The organism is Paeniglutamicibacter sp. NPDC091659, from assembly GCF_044756805.1.
Taxonomy (GTDB): Bacteria; Actinomycetota; Actinomycetes; order Actinomycetales; family Micrococcaceae; genus Paeniglutamicibacter.
On the sequence record NZ_JBIVTO010000001.1, the window covers coordinates 452,806 to 468,959 of the forward strand.

Below are 16,154 nucleotides of genomic sequence, written 5' to 3' on the forward strand. Positions count from 1 at the left end.
ACCGAAGCCGGATCGAAGCGTCTGCGATACTACCCGTCGGGGCCTGACGCGAACACTGCTCGAGTGTGCGCCCTCAGCCCTTCAGTGGCCCTGCTCGGGAGGTATGGTCAGCAGGGACAGCGGGTGCTGCTGACCGATCCGTTTTGGGCGAGCGGTCTGGGTGCCGCGAGCTGGAGCGCGCAGGCAGCATTTGAACTTGGCATCCACGTATTGCTGGATGGACTCGTGGCAACGCTCGAACGCAACGGCGCTCGCGTCGCCCGGTAGCCGGGCGCAAAAATGGATTGGCAGCGCCCCCACCCGCCCCCACGGCCAGAGGGGGACCGCTGCCAATCCCGTCTAGTGTGCCGCTGGTCGTCTTAGGCGTTTGCCGCGGCATTCATGGCGGGCCACCACGAGTCGGAGGTCCACAGGCCCAGGGCTTCCTCAAACGCCTGGCCCAGGGCAAAGACGGTCGCGTCGTCGTAGGTGCGGCCAACCAGCTGCACGCCCGTCGGCAGGCCGTTTGGCGCCATGCCCGAGGGCAGCGCCAGCACCGGCACGCGGCCGATGACGTTGAACGGCACGGTCAGTGCGGATTCGATCCAGGGAACCTGGGCGCCTCCGACATCGACAAGCGCGGCAGGGTCCGCGAAGTCCGCGGCCATGCCCTGGGTGGCAAGCGTCGGGCAGAGTAGGGCGTCGTAGGTTTCGAAGACCTTGCCCAGCGGTTCGTAGATGGCGGCCTCGGCCACCAGACCCTCGGCGAAGGAGCCGGCCTGTGCCGCGCGCTTGGCGAAGTCCAGGGTGTAGGGCATGAGCAGGTCGCTGTTCGCGCCGGCGATTTCGGTGATGAACGGGCCCATGATGCCGCCGAAGTGCGCCCAGGCGGCCTCGACGATCTGCTTGCGGGTCCACGGCAGCGTGATTTCCTCGACGATGACGCCGGCGCTGCGCAGGGCATCCGCCGCTGCGCGGGTGTTGGCCTCGATGACCGGGTCCACGATGTAGTCGCCGAGATTGATGCACAGTGCTACCCGCATGCCCACGGCCGCGGCGGCGTTCGGTGCCGGCAGCGTGTAGGCCGGGCGCAGCGAGGCCTGGTCGACGCGGTGCGGGCCGGCGATCACGTTCTGCAGCAGGGCCACGTCGGCGACGCTGCGGCCCATGGGGCCGTCCGCGCAGTAGGTGTCCTGGTTGAAGGGCGCCAGTCCCGGGACGCGTCCGAACGGCGGCTTGAAGCCGACGATGCCGGAGAAGGAGGAGGGGATGCGGATGGATCCGCCGATGTCGGAGCCCGTGGCGAGGATGGACTCGCCCGCGGCCAGTGCCGCGCCGGAGCCGCCCGAGGAGCCGCCCGGGGTCAGGTCCGTGTTCCACGGGTTGCGGGTGACGCCCCACAACTTGCTGTGCGTGTACGGGGCGCAGCAGAACTCCGGGGTGGTGGTGCGGCCGTGCACCACGGCGCCCGCATTGAAGATGCGGTCGACGATCGGGTGGCTGGCCTCGGCGATGGTGCCCTTTTCGGTCAGTGAACCTTCCTCGTTCAGGCGTCCGGCGATCGGCTGCTCTTCCTTGAGCAACAACGGGATGCCTTCGAGGGCGCCAAGCTGCGAGCCGCCGGCGGCAAAGCGTTCCTGCGAGGTGCGTGCGGCGGCGTAGGCGTCGTCGAGCATTTCCTCGGTCAGCGCGTTGATGCCGGGTTCCACGGCCGCGGTTCGGGCCACGACCGCGTCCAGCAGTTCGACGGGCGAGAGTTCCTTGGCTTCAAAAAGTTCGCGTGCCTTGGTGGCCGTGAGGTGGTGCAGCTCCATGAATGGCTCCAATCGAAAGGTGTGCGGGGGCGTGCGGGCAACGGGCGCATTGCTTGGATGCAAGGGCGCGCGGCGTGACCCTCCGCAATGAGACTAGGCTCACGTTTCGATTAAGTCAACGGCGATGACAACCTTGTTGACGAGAATGGTCGAATGGTTCCTTGGAAGTGCGGGGGCCGCCGCGCGGGACGGCGCGGTTTGCTGATTCCCAGGCATGGCGCAAACCGGTTGAAGGGCCGAGGCGAGTGTGGAAACGGCACCACCCGCAGTGTCGGGGGTGGTGCCGTTTCGACGGGATGTTCTCGGCTACGCCAGCGGCCGGGGCCGTTTTCCGTGCCCGTGCCGATGCCTAAAGCGCGGCCCCCGGGCGCAGGGCCCGGACGCTGGCGTAGCCGTCGGCAATGGTTCGGGTGTGGCTGTCGAATACCCGCGTGTTCTTGGCTTCCGGGGTGTAGGTTCCCCAGCCCGGGTTCGAGTCCCTGATGAAGCCCAGTGCCGAGGCATGCAGGATGTCTGCCAGTTCCTGCGGGGGATTGGGGCCGGCCAGCGGCTCGACCTTCTCCGAACCCAGGCAGTCGAAGAAGAACGGCACATCCAGACAGTGGACCGCGGCCGAGAACACCGGGGAACGCCAGCTGAAGCGCGAGACCCAGGTGGGTGTGCCGCTGCGCAGGTCGGCGAGTTCGGCCAGGTTGACGCGGAACATCCGGTCGGTCAGGAATCGTCCCATGACCGAGGCGGTGCCCAGCGCCTTGACGTCCGCGTTGTGGGTCATCCAGGCGCGACGGGCCTCCTTGGTCCCGCCCATCTTGGTGATCATGCGGCTGGCCGGCAGGAAGCGCAGGAACTTGGCGGCCTTGGTGAAGGCCATGGCGAATTCGTCGTCGGTGGCCGAAAGCCACAGTGGGACGTCGTTGCCCTGACCGTCCGCGAGCGCCTCGGTGGTCGGGCGGGGGAGCAGGTCCCCGTCGACGATGGGGCCGAGCGAGAGCCCTTCGTCGAGCATCTTCTGCAGGGCGCCCTTTGCCGTGAGGCTGGTGTTCTTCAGTTGCAGTTCGATGAGTTTTTCCTCGGGCACCGAGCCGAAGCCCGCCAGGTCGGGGCTCACCCCGGCACTCTCGGCCAGGGCGGTGGTCAGTTCCTTGGCCCGAGGCAGGCTGACGTCGGCCAGCGCGCCGGAGAGCGAAATGACGCCGCGGAACAGTCCTCGGGCGGCTGGCATACCCAGCAGCGTGAGCGCCGCACCGCCGCCTGCCGACTGGCCGGCAATGGTGACCTTTTCGGGGTCGCCGCCGAACGAGGCGATGTTGTCGCGCACCCATTCCAGGGCGCAGAGCCAGTCGCGCACGCCGCGGTTCTCCGGGGCTCCGGGAATGTGCCCGAATCCGTCGAAGCCCAGCCGGTAGGACACGACGACCGTGACGACTCCGTCGCGGGCGAAGCCCGTGCTGTTGTACCAGGGGCTGGCGGGGGAGCCGGAGAAGAAGCCGCCGCCGTGGATCCAGACGAGCACGGGGAGCTTGGCGTCGTTGTCTCCCGCCGCGGGGGTGGTGACGTTGAGGTTGAGTGTGGATTCGCCGGGCACGCTGGGCTCGGGGATCAGTGTCACGCCGGGGTCCCCGCGCTGCGGCGTGGGGCCGAAGGCGAGTGCGTCGCGGATTCCGTCCCAGGGGTCGGCCGGCACCGGGGCGGCGAAGCGGAGATCGCCGACCGGGGCCTGTGCGAAGGGGATGCCCATGAAGGACGTGATGTCATCGCGCCCCTCGACGGGCCGGCGGATGCCCCGTATCCTGCCCAGCGGGGTGTCGATGATCAGCTGGTCCTGTTCGGTGCTTTGTTCTGCTGACATCGTGGCTCCTGATCTGTTGGAACAAAGGTTGTTGGAGGGGCGTTCGAGACGTCCCAGCGCAAGACTATCCGATGCTTGTGGAGAAATTCCGAGTGTTGTACGGTATTTCTCAATGCGGTGTTGAGGCCGCCGGAACAGACAAGAGGACAGCATGAGCGCACAGATCCCAACCGAGCTGACAATCCAGGAAAAAGCATCGTTGACAACGGGCCGCGATTTTTGGAGCACTTCCGGCCTCGAGTCCGCGGGGCTGCCGGCCGTGATCCTCACCGACGGACCCCACGGACTCCGCCTGCAGGCAGGCGCCAGCGACCACCTGGGGCTCGAGGATTCCGTGCCGGCCACCTGCTTCCCGCCGGCTGTGACCCTGGGATCCAGCTTCGACGTTTCCCTGCTGGAGCGCGTGGGTGCGGCCATCGGCGCCGAGGCGCGCGCCCAGGGCGTGGGCGTGGTGCTTGGCCCGGGCGTCAACATCAAGCGCTCGCCGTTGTGCGGCCGCAACTTCGAGTACCTCTCCGAGGACCCGCTGGTCTCCGGCATGCTGGGTTCGGCGCTGGTCGACGGCCTCCAGTCCCAGGATGTGGGTGCCTCCGTGAAGCACTTTGCCGCGAACAACCAGGAAGCCGACCGCATGCGGGTCTCCGCGGACGTCGATCCGCGCCCGCTGCGCGAGATCTACCTGCGCGCCTTCGAACGCGTGGTGCGCAACTCGCAGCCGTGGACCGTCATGTGCTCCTACAACCGCATCAACGGCGTCTCGGCGGCGGAGAACCGCTGGCTGCTCACCGATGTGCTGCGCAAGGACTGGGGCTTCGACGGCATCGTCGTCTCCGACTGGGGAGCCGTCACCGACCGGGTGCGGTCCCTCAACGCCGGCCTCGATCTGGAAATGCCGGGTAACCCGGGTAACAGCATCCAGCGCATCTCCGACGCCTTCGCCTCCGGCGAACTCGAGGAATCGGTGCTCGACGAGAGCGTCGTGCGCCTGGCCGAATTCGCCAAGCGGGCCCGGCCCGCCACGGGCCCCGCGGACCTCGACGCGAACCACGCACTTGCCCGCGAGGCCGCCGGCAAGGGGATCGTGCTGCTGAAAAACGAGGGCAATGTGCTGCCCGTGTCCGCGGGAACCAACGTCGCGGTGATCGGTGAGTTCGCGCGCACCCCGCGCTACCAGGGAGCAGGCTCCTCGCAGGTCAACCCGACCCGCGTGGAAAACTTCCTCGACGAAGTGCGCGCCGTCCCGGGCCTCGGAACCATCGAGTTCGCCCCCGGCTACTCGCTGGCCGTCGACGCGGCCCCCGAGGCGGAGCTCTTCGCCGAGGCCGTTTCCGCAGCCGGCCGGGCCGACACCGTCATCTTCCTGCTGGGCCTGCCCAGCGCCGTCGAATCCGAGGGCTTTGACCGGGCGGACCTGCAGCTGCCTGCTGTCCAGCTGGCACTGCTCGACGAGGTTCGCGCGGCCAACCCGAACCTCGCCGTCGCGCTGGTGGGCGGCGGCGTTGTCGAAATGCCGTTCGCCGACGACGTGCCCGCCGTGCTTGCCGCCTGGCTTGGCGGCCAGGCCGGCGGCGGCGCGCTGGCCGACGTCGTCACCGGCAAGGTGAACCCCTCCGGCCGGCTGGCCGAGACCATCCCGCTGCGTCTCGAGGACACCCCGGCGGCCTTGGACTTCCCCGGCGAGCACGGCCACGTGCGCTACGGCGAGGGCATCTTCGTGGGCTACCGCTGGCACGACGCCCGCAAGGCCGCGGTGCGCTACCCGTTCGGCCACGGGCTGAGCTACACGGACTTCGAGTACACGGACCTTGCCGTCGAAAAGTACGACGACGGGCTGCGCGCCACGGTGACCCTGCGCAACAGCGGCAACGTTGCGGGCCGCGAAATCGTGCAGCTGTACATAGGCCTGCCGGGCTCCGGCGTGGCCCGTGCGCCGCGCTCGCTTGCAGCGTTCGCCTGCGTCGAACTTGCCGCGGGCGAAAGCACCGTCGTGGAGCTGCTGGTCGACCGCTCCGAGCTCGCCTACTGGGACACCCGGGTCGAGGGCTGGACCGTCGAGCCGGGAACCTACGAGGTGACAGCCGCGTCCTCGAGCCGCGACGTGCGCCTGAGCGCGGACATCGAACTGGCCGGCGACGTGGTCCAGGTTGCCATCAACTCCGAAACCACGCTGGGCGAATTGATGGCCGACCCGATCGGCGGCGCTGTCATGGCCCAGTTCGCCGGCGACGCGCTCTCCGGGATCACCGGCGGCTCGGGCGACGACGAGGCCTCGGCGATGATGACCTCGATGCTCGGCTCCATGCCGATCGGGCGCCTGCTGAACTTCCCGGGTTCCCCGATGACCCAGGAGGGCCTGGACCAGCTGATCGGCGCCATCCACGGTGCGCGTGCCGCCGCCGCTGCGGGAGTTGCCGTCCAGCAGTAGGGCCAGACAAACGAACAACGGGCCCCGCGCGTTCGGCAGATTCCAGCAGTTGTAGCACCTGATGCCTACCCGCCCCGGGGCAAAGCCCGTTTCCTTGAGGCATTCGAGCGGCTGGCCAACGTCGCAGCGGCGGCGAAAGAAGCCGGGATTCCCCCGGCATGCGTGCTATTTCTGGGCCAGCGCCGCGGGGAAACCACGGGACACACCAAGTAGAAGCACGCGCAAGAACAGTAAGGACAACATCTTCGCAGTGCTGGATCGGGTCGGCAGCGTCACGGAGGCCGCCAGGAACTCGGGTTGAACGGGAATGCCGCCTTCCAATGCGCCCACAAATCCGGAGCCGTGAACGGGCACTCATGGACAAGCGAAAGGCCGTAGTGAGGGGGCCCAGTAAGACCTTTTACCCAGTCAGCGACCTCTCGCGTTGAGTACCGCAAACGGCGTCAGGTTCGGAGTGAAGCCCGCGTCCTGGGGGGAGTCTGGCTAAGGATTTTCTGACAGCCTGGCCACTGCGGCAATATCCTGTGGTGTCGTTCGACAGCACCCTCCAACGAGCCGAGCGCCAAGTTCCCGCCAGACGGGTGCTCCCTCAGCAAGGCTTGCGGGCTGTTTGTTATCGAGCCTCGCAGGGCTGCCCCCAGCCGCGGACGGCCCCCACGTTTTGGTGACTGCGTCATAGATTTCGCTCGAATTCGGATATGCGATCAGGGGCATATCGGTGGCTTTACCCAGGATCTCCAGCGAGGGGGAAACCAGCTCCAGCGGCACACAATTCACGCCGATCGCGACCGCGAGCGGCTGCTCCCTAAAGAGCTTTGCGACTTGAGCCAGCGGCGTACCGTCGCTGATGTGTCCTCCGTCCCGTAGCGTGAAGGAGAGACAGGCTTCGACGTCGAATTCTCTCATGAGCGCCAATAAGGCCTCGGCCTCGGGCAGTGAAGGCAGAGTCTCGCAGGCAAGGAAATCCGCTCCGGCCGCCACCAGCGTTGCGATTCGCGGCCGGTGGAACTCCAAAAACTCGTTTCGGGTGAGGGAGTAGTCGCCCCGGTATTCCGATCCGTCCGCGAGATACGCACCATAGGGGCCGACCGATCCTGCTACCAGCAAGGGGCCCGCATCCGGGTTTTCGCCCAAGTACTCTTGACGCGCTTCGTCGGCCAGGTGCACACTCGATGCCACTCGCTCCAAGGCGTCTTCCTCGCCGATGCCGCGCCGCGCAAACCCCATATGCGTGGCCTGATAGCTCGCAGTGATTGCGACCGTAGCTCCGGCGCGGAAGTAATCGCGGTGTACGCGTTTGACGAGGTCCGGCTGTTCCAAAAGGACTTTAGCCGACCACAAAGGGTCATCCAGATCGCAGCCGCGCGCCTCAAGCTCGGTGGCGAGTGCGCCGTCCACGGTCAGGTTCGCTCCGGCGTCGAGCATGCGGGAGAGTTTGGTGTTACTGGGCATCGTGTAGGGCTCCAATCGGTTCGGTTCGTTCTTGATTGCCGTGGGTGGACGCGGCGCCTCCGGCAATGCAAGATAGCGCAAGTGCAGGGACGCAAGAGCGGTGTACCCCCTGGCTGGCACATGACCCAAGCAGCAGTCGGCGTCTCGACACTCCGCCACATTCCAACTCTGGCTGACTTGGCAAGCGAACGCGGACAATCCATCGAAAATGTTCTTAATAAGCATTTTTAGATGCTTGTAACGACCATCACTATATGCCATCATGGCATTCAGACACCGTTTGTGAACCCTCAGGAAGAGGCCTCCCTTGAAGATTGAAATGAAATCACTACGTAAGTTGCGTGTGCATTGGCCCATAGCAGTGGAATCCTTCTCCCGGCTCGCCAAGGGTGACGCCGATGCGTTCAAGGATGATTCCGGCCTCGTGGCACTGCTTCAGGCCGTGTCCGAATCCCCTGCCTTAGGGGATTTCGGCAACTACAGACATGTCTTCGAATCGGGTTTGGGTTTCGAGGGGTTCACTTGCACGGAGGGTGCTAACCCTACGTTGGGGCAGGTGGGCCAGCGCACAATTTCGCCTACGTTGGTCTTCACAACGTATTTCGACGCGGCGCTCGATGACGCTGCCGTGGAAGGCATCCTGCAGTGCATCGTGGATATCCATCCCTGGGAGGTGCCGGTCATCGAACTGACTGGGCCAATCAGCGTCTCCAACACTGCCCTTCCGGCAGTCTTTGAGAGCGAGGCTGCATCATGATTGAAGCCACACAGACTGGACTTTGGAACGGGCTGCAGCCGCTACTTGCCGGCAGGGCATTTACTGACTTGACGCATGCTTTCCACCCTGGCCAGCCCCATTTCCCGGCATTCCCCGAAGAAATCAGGGAGACCGTATTCGATCTTGACAGAGGCGACGGTTTCACCGCTCACCGCTATTCGATCATCGGCCAATGGGGAACACACGTGGATCCTCCATCGCATTTCATCCGAGGGGGACGGACTTTGGACCAGATTCCGGTGGAGGAGATGGTTCTTCCGTTGGTCATCCTGGACATTACCGAGCGGGTCATCGCAAATGCGGACGCCACTCCCAAGATGGAGGACGTTCAGGCTTGGGAGAGCCGTAATGGAGCCATCGCACCCGGGGCCTTTGTGGCGTTGCGGACAGGCTGGAGTCAACGTTGGCCCGACACTGACGCCATGGCAAACAGGGACGATGAGGGGGTCAGCCACACGCCAGGCTGGTCGCCTGAAGTCCTTTCCTACCTGATTGAGGAGCGGTCGGTTACTGCCGTCGGTCATGAACAGACGGACACTGACCCGGGGCTGGCCACGTCCCGTCAGGATTTCACTTTGGAAACCTATGTCCTGGCGCAGAACCGGTGGCAGATCGAGCTGATGGCGAACCTAGAAGGAATTCCAGAAGCGGGCGCGGTCCTCATTGCAAGTTGGCCTAAACCCCTGCGAGGCAGTGGTTTTCCTGCCCGGGTCTTCGCCATCCACTAAGACGCGTTCGTCCAGTGACTATAATCGATCCATGTCTAAGACAACCAGCATGGGTCGGGGAATCATTGCTGTCCTAGCGGTCGGCTCCCGCAACGCCGGAGACCTTCCTGGCGGAACGGTCGCTGATATAGCCGCCGACCTGGGCAAGGATCGCAGCCAGGTTTCGCGCAGCCTGCGGACCGCCGAGCATGAGGGGTTTCTTGCACGCGGCGACCATAAGTCCTACGCCTTGGACTGGTCGCTCCTGACAGATGCTCAGCTGTTGACAGAGCAGCGACTGCAGAGCGACGGTGCGACCGCGTTGGAAGGCTTGTCCCGTGAAACTGATGAAGGATGCTTCCTTGGAGTTCTGAGCGGAGACAGTACGATCACCATCGGTGAGCGTGTTCCGGCAAGTAGCAATATGGTCGGCTCGTGGCTGGGCCGGCCCTACCCGGCCTTCTGCAGTGATGCCGGCCAAGCCCTGCTGTGGGAAGCGTCGGACGCCAATGTCCGAACCATTTTCTCGGACGTTGCGTTCGTGCGTCATGGGCCCAATACACCGCTTGACGTCGAGGACTTTCTGTCACGACTGCGCGGGGCGCGGGTACGGGGGTACTCCATCGTCGATGAGGAAGCTGAGCCAGGGTTGTATTCCCTGGCCGTCCCGATTCGGGATTTCAAGGGCGATGTGGTGGCAGCGTTGCAGGTCGTAGGCGCCAAAGCACACTTGGAGCCGCGGCGGGAGTTCTGCGCCACGGCTCTGCTGTCCTGGGGGCAGTGGCTTGAGTCGACGCTGGGTTACTCTTTGCCGCAGAACCGGCTCTAGCTGGTCTGGTCCTTCCGGCCCGCGTCGCCCCGGGTGCGGCCCACATATAACCCCAGCCGTTCGGCTGCTGCCGTGAGAGCTGTTGCAATGTCATTGGCGCTCGAATTGATCTCGGCCCGGCTGCCCAGGACGCTTAGCGCGGCAATAATGGATCCTTCAGCGCTGCGGACGGGAACCGCCAGTTCGTAGACTCCGTGCTCGAATTCTTCCTCCGCGAGGATGAAGCCACGCGCCCGGTCCCGGTCCATCAGTTCGACGACTTCGTGTGGCGAATGGGCCGCTCCCGGGCCGCCTACGCCGATGAAGTTGACATCCTGGAGGAGGGTTTGAACGGCAGGTTCCTTGTCGTCCCACAGCAGGGCCCTGCCGGCCCCTGTACACCATACGGGCGTCACCATGCCGGGTTTCACGAAACTGCCGGGAACCGCGTCATTGCTGGAAGCCCGCAGGAGAATGACTCGGAAGCCCTCGCGGACGGAAACTCTGGATCTAAGGCCGAATGAAGCCACAAACGCCTCGAGTTCGTTTCTTGATTCACGTACCCATCCGGAATTCAACGTCGCTGCCAGGTCGAAAAAACGTGGGCCGGTTCGGAAGGGGCCACGCTCGACACGTTCCAACAGTCCCAGCTCACACAATTCCTGCGTCAACCGGGAGACACGGCTTTGTTCCATATCCATCTCGGATGCGAGCTGGGAAACGCCGAGAAGCCGCCGGCCCCGCTTCTCCCGGTCCACGACCAGCCGAACTATTCGAAGTCCTTGGGCCATGGATGACGCTTGCGAAGAAGAATCCATGCTCCATGCTCCTTCCGCCCGATAACAACGCCTAATTCTTACATATCTTCGTCCTTGACTAGGACGCGGTTTCCTTGCGCCCACACAGTGTAGAGGTCCGCGAGTATGGCAGAATTCGCGGTTTCCAGTTCGGCGGGAGCGATTTCTGCGCTTCCCTGCCGCCCGAAAAGCACGACTTCGTCTCCAGGAGAGACTTCCGCTAGGTCGGTGACGTCGACAACCATGGAATTCATCGAAACGATGTCGACAATGGCAGCGCGACGGCCGCGGACAAGAACGGCGCCCTGGCTGGCCAGTGCCCGCCGGTAGCCGTCTCCGTAACCTGCTGTCACTGACGCCAGTCGGGAGTCCCGGTCCAAGGTGTAGGTTAGTCCGTAGCCGACCTTGGTTCCTGCTGCGTAGCTGTTAATTGAAGCGATCCGGGCTTTGAAGGCCAAGCACCGTCGAAAATTCCCTGCTGTCGGATCGGAATCGCCGTAGAGGACTGCGCCGGCACGGACCATGTCCAGCCAAGATCCGCGTACGTGCAGAGCGGCGTAGGAATTGGCGCAGTGGAGCAGCACGTCCTCCCGGGGGATTCCGGTCAGCTGGAGGAGCTTCAACGCTTGGCTCTGAAAACGCAGAAGCGCGGTTTCGATATGGCCGTTGTCGTCCTTGGGAAAATGTGTCATGATTCCGGCCAATTGAAGCCCTCCGTGGCTCACGATCCCTACTGCGGATGCCAGCCCGAGCGCGGATGAGACGTCGAGGCTGTGCCTGCTGATCCCGGAAGAGTTGATATCGAGGTGGATGCGGACCACCTTCCCGGCTTCGGAGGCGATCTTGTGTATTTCCCACGCGCTCTGCGGGTCGGCAATGAGTTCTTCAATGTCGTGACGCAGGCCGGCCTGGACCTCCTGAGGCGCCGCGGCACGGACACGCAGGATGCGGCCCTCAAAACCGCAGCGGCGCGCGATGGCTGCTTCCTCGTTGCTTCCTACTCCGACGAATGGAACGCCTAGACGAACAAGGGAGGGGAGGAGGAGGTCGGCTCCGTGTCCATAGGCATGGGACTTGACCACCGCGCACAGGAGCGCCCGGTCATCGAGCATGGACAGGATGTTGCGGACATTTGACTCGAAAGCGGCGGCGTCAATCTCCAGCCAGCTGCCGGAGTCCTGGACTGAACTGGACACGTGTTGCATCAGGTCTTGTGAGTTCATGATCTATCCGTTGGACAGCTTCGTGGCCGGGGAATAGAGCCCCCCGGCCACGAAGCTGAGTTGATAATGGAGTTAGGACGACTGGTCTGCGCGCAGCTTGCGTCCGTACTTGAAGTAGAAGAAGGTGTAGCAGGCACCGACGAAAGAGACTCCGAAATAGAGGGCTGCTACCTGGTTCGGGTCAAACGCGATGCCGATGAGCGAGATGAGACAGAGCGAGAAGGCTAGGATCGGCACCAGCGGGAACAGCGGGGCTTTGTAGGAAAGGGCCGCGACATCGCCGCCATTCCTGACGAAGGACCTCCTGTGGAAAAAGTGTGAGGCGGTGATGGACATCCATACCCCGACGACGGCGAACCCTGCCACCGAAACGAGAGCCAAATATACCGTTTCGGCCGCAACGACGCTGCTGATGAGGGATGCCAGGCCACCAAGCATGCTGACTGAGAGCGCCGTCAAGGGGATACCGCGTCGGGTTAGCTTCTTCAGCGCCCGGGGGGCGTGCCCCTCGTCGGCAAGGGAATACAGCATTCGTGCACAGGAGAAGAGACCACTGTTTCCGGCGGAGAGCAGTGCGGTGATGATGACGAAGTTCATCATATCGGCGGCAAAAGGAAAACCGATGGATGAGAAGACCGTCACGAACGGGCTTTCATCCAGTCCGACTTGCTCGAACGGGATGGTAGCGGCGATGACAGCGATTGCCCCAACAAAGAAGATCAGTAGACGGATGACCGTGCTTCGCATGGCTTTGGGAATGTTGGTGGCAGGATCAGCAGTTTCGCCCGCTGCTACTCCGATGAGTTCGGAGCCGGAGAAGGCGTAGAACACTGCAAGTGCGGTGACGAGGATGCCGCTGAACCCGTTGGGGAAGAGGCCGCCGGAGGTATTGAAGTTCTCAAACATGAAGGGGTGGTTGACCCCCTCACTGAGCGGATGGAAGCCGAATAGCGCAGCGCCTCCGAACACGATGAGGGCCACGATGGCGCCCACTTTGATGATGGCGAACCAGAACTCGGATTCGCCGAAGAACTTCGAGGAGACTGCGTTGAAGCCGAAGAGGACCGAGGCGAAGATGATGCACCAGACCCAGACATCAACACCAGGGAACCAGCGCTGCATCAGGAGACCGGATGCCGTGAACTCCGATCCGATGGCCACTGCCCAGCAGAGCCAGTAGAGCCAGGCGGTGGTGAACCCGGTGGCCGGCCCGATCGACCTAGCCGCGTAGATATGGAAGGCGCCTGAGACCGGATACGCGATGGCAAGTTCGCCGAGGCATGCCATCACCAGGTACACAACGAAGGCGCCGATGAGATAGGCAATGACCGCCCCAAGTGGCCCGGCCTGGGAAATCGTGTAGCCCGAACTCAGGAACAGCCCGGATCCGATCACCCCGCCCATGGCGATCATGATCAGATGTCGTGCCCCCATAGACCGCCGGAGCCCGGAATCGGTCGACGGGGGAGTTGTTGGTTGCGGTTCTAGCTGAACAGGGGGTGAGGCTTCCATGGATTCTCCCAGGTGAGTGGACAGGTCTGATGCGAAGGGTGGGCACGTTGCCCCGGCATGCGGGACGGGCCACCTCGAACCGTGCAGTATCGCTAGTGATGAAGGTAACACGAAAACGGTTATTTGGTCATTAAGGCCATCTAGAAATGTCTATGATGCACGTAAATTACTCGAGGTGTCGATGTCGAATCGGCAGTCAGCTGGTCAGTTCGCCCTGTGTTTCGGTCACAATCACATGCACTGACTGACATGGAATGCGGAGAGTATGGGAGGACCGATGTAACTGACTGAAGGAGCACCATGACCACCTACGACATTGCGCTGATCGGCTTCGGCGGCGTCAACAGGACGCTGGCCAATCTGATCGCAACACGCGGTGAGACACTTCGTTCCGAACTTGGCTTCGGCCTGCGGGTTGTGGCCATCACTGACCTGCGACTCGGATCTCTGGTCCAACCCGAGGGTATCGACCTCGACCTCGTCCTCAATCTGGACGGTGGCAGCGAAACCTTTGCCGCGCATGGCGGATCTGCGGACACCAATAACGAATCGGTTATCCGCAACTGCACCGCCGACATCATCTGCGAGGCGACTTTCACGAATCCTGAAGACGGCGAGCCGGCAGTTTCCCATGTGAGGTGGGCACTCGAATCCGGCAAGAGTGTCTGCACTACTAACAAGGGTCCGGTTGCCCTCCGCGGTGCCGAGTTGACCTCCATGGCCGAACAGAACGGCGTGCACTTCGAGTTCGAGGGCGCTGTCATGAGCGGCACTCCCGTCATCCGCCTGGCCAAGAAAATGTTCTCGGGACTGAAATTGAACGGCTTCGAAGGCGTCCTCAACGGCACCAGCAACTATGTACTCGGGCGGATGGAAGCCGGACTGGACTTCGAAGCTGCCATCAGCGAGGCACAGGAACTCGGTTACGCCGAGGCAAACCCTGCAGCAGACATCGAGGGTTACGACGTTCAGCTCAAGGTCCTCATCCTCGCCAACGAGCTACTCGACGCCGGCATGGAACTCAAGGACGTTCAGCGGCAGGGGATTTCGACCGTGACGCCGGAGAACATCCAGAAGGCAGCCCGCGAGGGACGCCGCTGGAAGCTCGTCGGTGCAGCACGGCGGAACCTGGACGGCTCAGTGACAGCAGGCGTGTCGCCTGTAGCGCTTCCCCTCGAACATGGGCTTGCAGGGGTGTCCGGGGCAACCAATGCCGTGTCCTTCGACACCGACCTGTTGGGTGCGGTAACCGTCTCAGGACCTGGCGCCGGCCGCGTGGAGACGGCCTACGCGCTGCTCTCTGACATCATCGCCATGCACGGAGCCAAGACGGGAGTAGCTGCAAATGTCTGATTCCACGTTGTTTTCGACGGAAACGGCCCTGCCGCAGTTCCTTGAAGTGACGAGCCCCTACGACGGCAGAGTGGTAGGCGCGGTTTCGCTGCTCGACGCCACCGACGGCAATGCCGTGATTGAAACGGCCCGCGTCGGAGCCAGGAAGGCAGGGGCACTGTCCCGCAGCGCACGCGGGAAGATACTGGACGGAGCCGCGACTGAAATTGAGCAGCGCAGCGAAGAGTTCGCGCAAACGATTGTGTCCGAGTCAGGAAAAACGATCCGCCAGGCACGGAAAGAAGTGCTCCGCGCGGTCAACACGCTCCGCCTCTCCGCTGCCGAAGCGCGCCGGAACGCGGGTGAAGTCATCCCCTTTGACTCATATGAGGGTTCCGAGGACCGCACCGGATGGTACTCGCGCGAACCGCTGGGTATCATTGCCGCGATCACTCCTTTCAATGACCCACTCAATCTGGTGGCACACAAGATCGGCCCGGCAATCGCTGGGGGAAACGCCGTGATCCTCAAGCCCTCTGCGCTGACTCCCATGTCGGCCCAGCTGCTCACGGACGCCCTCATATGCTCCGGGCTCCCGCCGGAGGCCCTCACGATTGTGCATGGCGACCGCGAGGTGGCCGAATCAATCATCAGTTCCCGGGATGTGCGAATGGTGTCATTCACCGGGGGGTTCTCCACTGGTGAGAGCATCGCCCGCACGGCAGGCCTGAAGAAGTTATCCATGGATCTTGGCGGAAACGCACCTGTGATCGTCCTGGACGATGCCCACATCGAGAACGCGGTGGAATCTTGCGTCTCGGGAGCATTTTGGGCCGCCGGCCAGAACTGCGTGGGGGTGCAGCGAATCCTCGTTGCCGCCCCGGTGTACGGTGCGTTCCGCCAGCGCTTTCTGGAAGCAACGGCACGGTTGGTTGCCGGAGATCCAATGGATGAACGGACGGATGTCGGGCCAATGATCAGCTCCACTTCATTGCAGACGCTCCAGGCCAAGCTGGACGCGGCCCTGGACGCCGGAGCCGTCCTGCTCTCGGGCAATGTCACGGACGGTAACGTGCTTCAGCCGACCGTCCTGGAAGCCGTCCCGGCGGACAGCAGCTTGTGGAAGGAAGAGGTTTTCGGCCCTGTGGTCATGCTCCGTAAATTCAACACCTTCGAAGAGGCCATCGAAGTCGCCAATGCCATCGAGTTCAGTCTTCATGCGGGCATATTCACCGACTCCTTGGCCAAGGCCATGGACGCAGCCCGTCAGCTTGAAGCAGGCGGTGTCATGATCAACGATTCCTCTGACTACCGGTTCGACGGCATGCCGTTCGGCGGGGCTAAGTACGGAAGCATGGGCAGGGAGGGCGTCCATTTCGCGTACGAGGAGATGACCCAGCCAAAGGTCATTTGCATCAAGAACTGATCGAATTGGAGGGGCGCGACCGGGACCCGAGCCCCTCCAATTCCGCCTAGCA

At 63.4% G+C, this 16,154-nt stretch carries 13 protein-coding genes; 7 read left to right on the top strand and 6 right to left on the bottom strand.

What is annotated here, in order from left to right; genetic code table 11:
- Positions 1-123 precede the first annotated feature (123 nt).
- Positions 124-267: a hypothetical protein gene (locus ACIQLF_RS02110; RefSeq protein ID WP_400293938.1), complete on the top strand. Its 144-nt coding sequence runs from the start codon at positions 124-126 to the stop codon at positions 265-267.
- Positions 268-359: 92 nt separating this feature from the next.
- Here the strand turns inward: ACIQLF_RS02110 and ACIQLF_RS02115 are convergent, their stop codons facing one another.
- A complete protein-coding gene (locus ACIQLF_RS02115) occupies positions 360-1,793 on the bottom strand; it encodes an amidase (protein WP_400293939.1) in 1,434 nt (477 codons plus the stop codon).
- A 349-nt stretch (positions 1,794-2,142) separates the two neighbouring features.
- Positions 2,143-3,642, bottom strand: coding sequence for a carboxylesterase/lipase family protein (locus tag ACIQLF_RS02120; RefSeq protein ID WP_400293940.1), 1,500 nt, complete (start codon positions 3,640-3,642; stop codon positions 2,143-2,145).
- A 151-nt stretch (positions 3,643-3,793) separates the two neighbouring features.
- Between ACIQLF_RS02120 and ACIQLF_RS02125 the strand changes: the two genes are divergently transcribed.
- Positions 3,794-6,067, top strand: a complete 2,274-nt coding sequence (locus ACIQLF_RS02125; RefSeq protein ID WP_400293941.1) for a glycoside hydrolase family 3 C-terminal domain-containing protein — start codon at positions 3,794-3,796, stop codon at positions 6,065-6,067.
- 483 nt (positions 6,068-6,550) lie between these two features.
- On the opposite strand, the gene mmuM is transcribed toward ACIQLF_RS02125, so the two are convergent.
- Positions 6,551-7,519 (bottom strand): homocysteine S-methyltransferase, encoded by a 969-nt coding sequence (mmuM, locus tag ACIQLF_RS02130; RefSeq protein WP_400295004.1) that lies wholly within the window; start codon positions 7,517-7,519, stop codon positions 6,551-6,553.
- A 307-nt stretch (positions 7,520-7,826) separates the two neighbouring features.
- Between mmuM and ACIQLF_RS02135 the strand changes: the two genes are divergently transcribed.
- Genes ACIQLF_RS02135 through ACIQLF_RS02145 form a run of 3 tightly spaced genes read left to right on the top strand, consistent with a single transcriptional unit; the run spans position 7,827 to position 9,833 of the window.
- Positions 7,827-8,276: a hypothetical protein gene (locus ACIQLF_RS02135; protein WP_400293942.1), complete on the top strand. Its 450-nt coding sequence runs from the start codon at positions 7,827-7,829 to the stop codon at positions 8,274-8,276.
- The gene (locus ACIQLF_RS02140) at positions 8,273-9,025 is read left to right on the top strand and encodes a cyclase family protein (protein WP_400293943.1); all 753 of its coding nucleotides are present in this window, start codon (positions 8,273-8,275) and stop codon (positions 9,023-9,025) included. The genes ACIQLF_RS02135 and ACIQLF_RS02140 overlap by 4 nt, the downstream gene beginning before the upstream one ends.
- Before the next feature lie 31 nt (positions 9,026-9,056).
- Positions 9,057-9,833, top strand: a complete 777-nt coding sequence (locus ACIQLF_RS02145) for an IclR family transcriptional regulator (RefSeq protein ID WP_400293944.1) — start codon at positions 9,057-9,059, stop codon at positions 9,831-9,833.
- Here the strand turns inward: ACIQLF_RS02145 and ACIQLF_RS02150 are convergent.
- The 3 genes from ACIQLF_RS02150 to ACIQLF_RS02160 all read right to left on the bottom strand — a co-directional run bounded on the left by ACIQLF_RS02150 (position 9,830) and on the right by ACIQLF_RS02160 (position 13,344).
- The gene (locus ACIQLF_RS02150; RefSeq protein ID WP_400293945.1) at positions 9,830-10,630 is read right to left on the bottom strand and encodes an IclR family transcriptional regulator; all 801 of its coding nucleotides are present in this window, start codon (positions 10,628-10,630) and stop codon (positions 9,830-9,832) included. The two genes, ACIQLF_RS02145 and ACIQLF_RS02150, sit on opposite strands and share 4 nt — an antisense overlap.
- Before the next feature lie 38 nt (positions 10,631-10,668).
- Complete coding sequence (alr, locus tag ACIQLF_RS02155) at positions 10,669-11,832, bottom strand: alanine racemase (protein ID WP_400293946.1); 1,164 nt, start codon at positions 11,830-11,832, stop codon at positions 10,669-10,671.
- Between the two features lie 72 nt (positions 11,833-11,904).
- On the bottom strand, positions 11,905-13,344 hold the full coding sequence (locus ACIQLF_RS02160) for an amino acid permease (RefSeq protein ID WP_400293947.1): 1,440 nt from the start codon (positions 13,342-13,344) through the stop codon (positions 11,905-11,907).
- A gap of 300 nt (positions 13,345-13,644) precedes the next feature.
- Between ACIQLF_RS02160 and ACIQLF_RS02165 the strand changes: the two genes are divergently transcribed.
- Together ACIQLF_RS02165 and ACIQLF_RS02170 are read left to right on the top strand one after the other, a co-directional pair.
- On the top strand, positions 13,645-14,697 hold the full coding sequence (locus ACIQLF_RS02165) for a homoserine dehydrogenase (protein ID WP_400293948.1): 1,053 nt from the start codon (positions 13,645-13,647) through the stop codon (positions 14,695-14,697).
- Positions 14,690-16,102, top strand: a complete 1,413-nt coding sequence (locus ACIQLF_RS02170) for an aldehyde dehydrogenase family protein (RefSeq protein WP_400293949.1) — start codon at positions 14,690-14,692, stop codon at positions 16,100-16,102. The genes ACIQLF_RS02165 and ACIQLF_RS02170 overlap by 8 nt, the downstream gene beginning before the upstream one ends.
- The last annotated feature ends 52 nt before the right edge of the window (positions 16,103-16,154 follow it).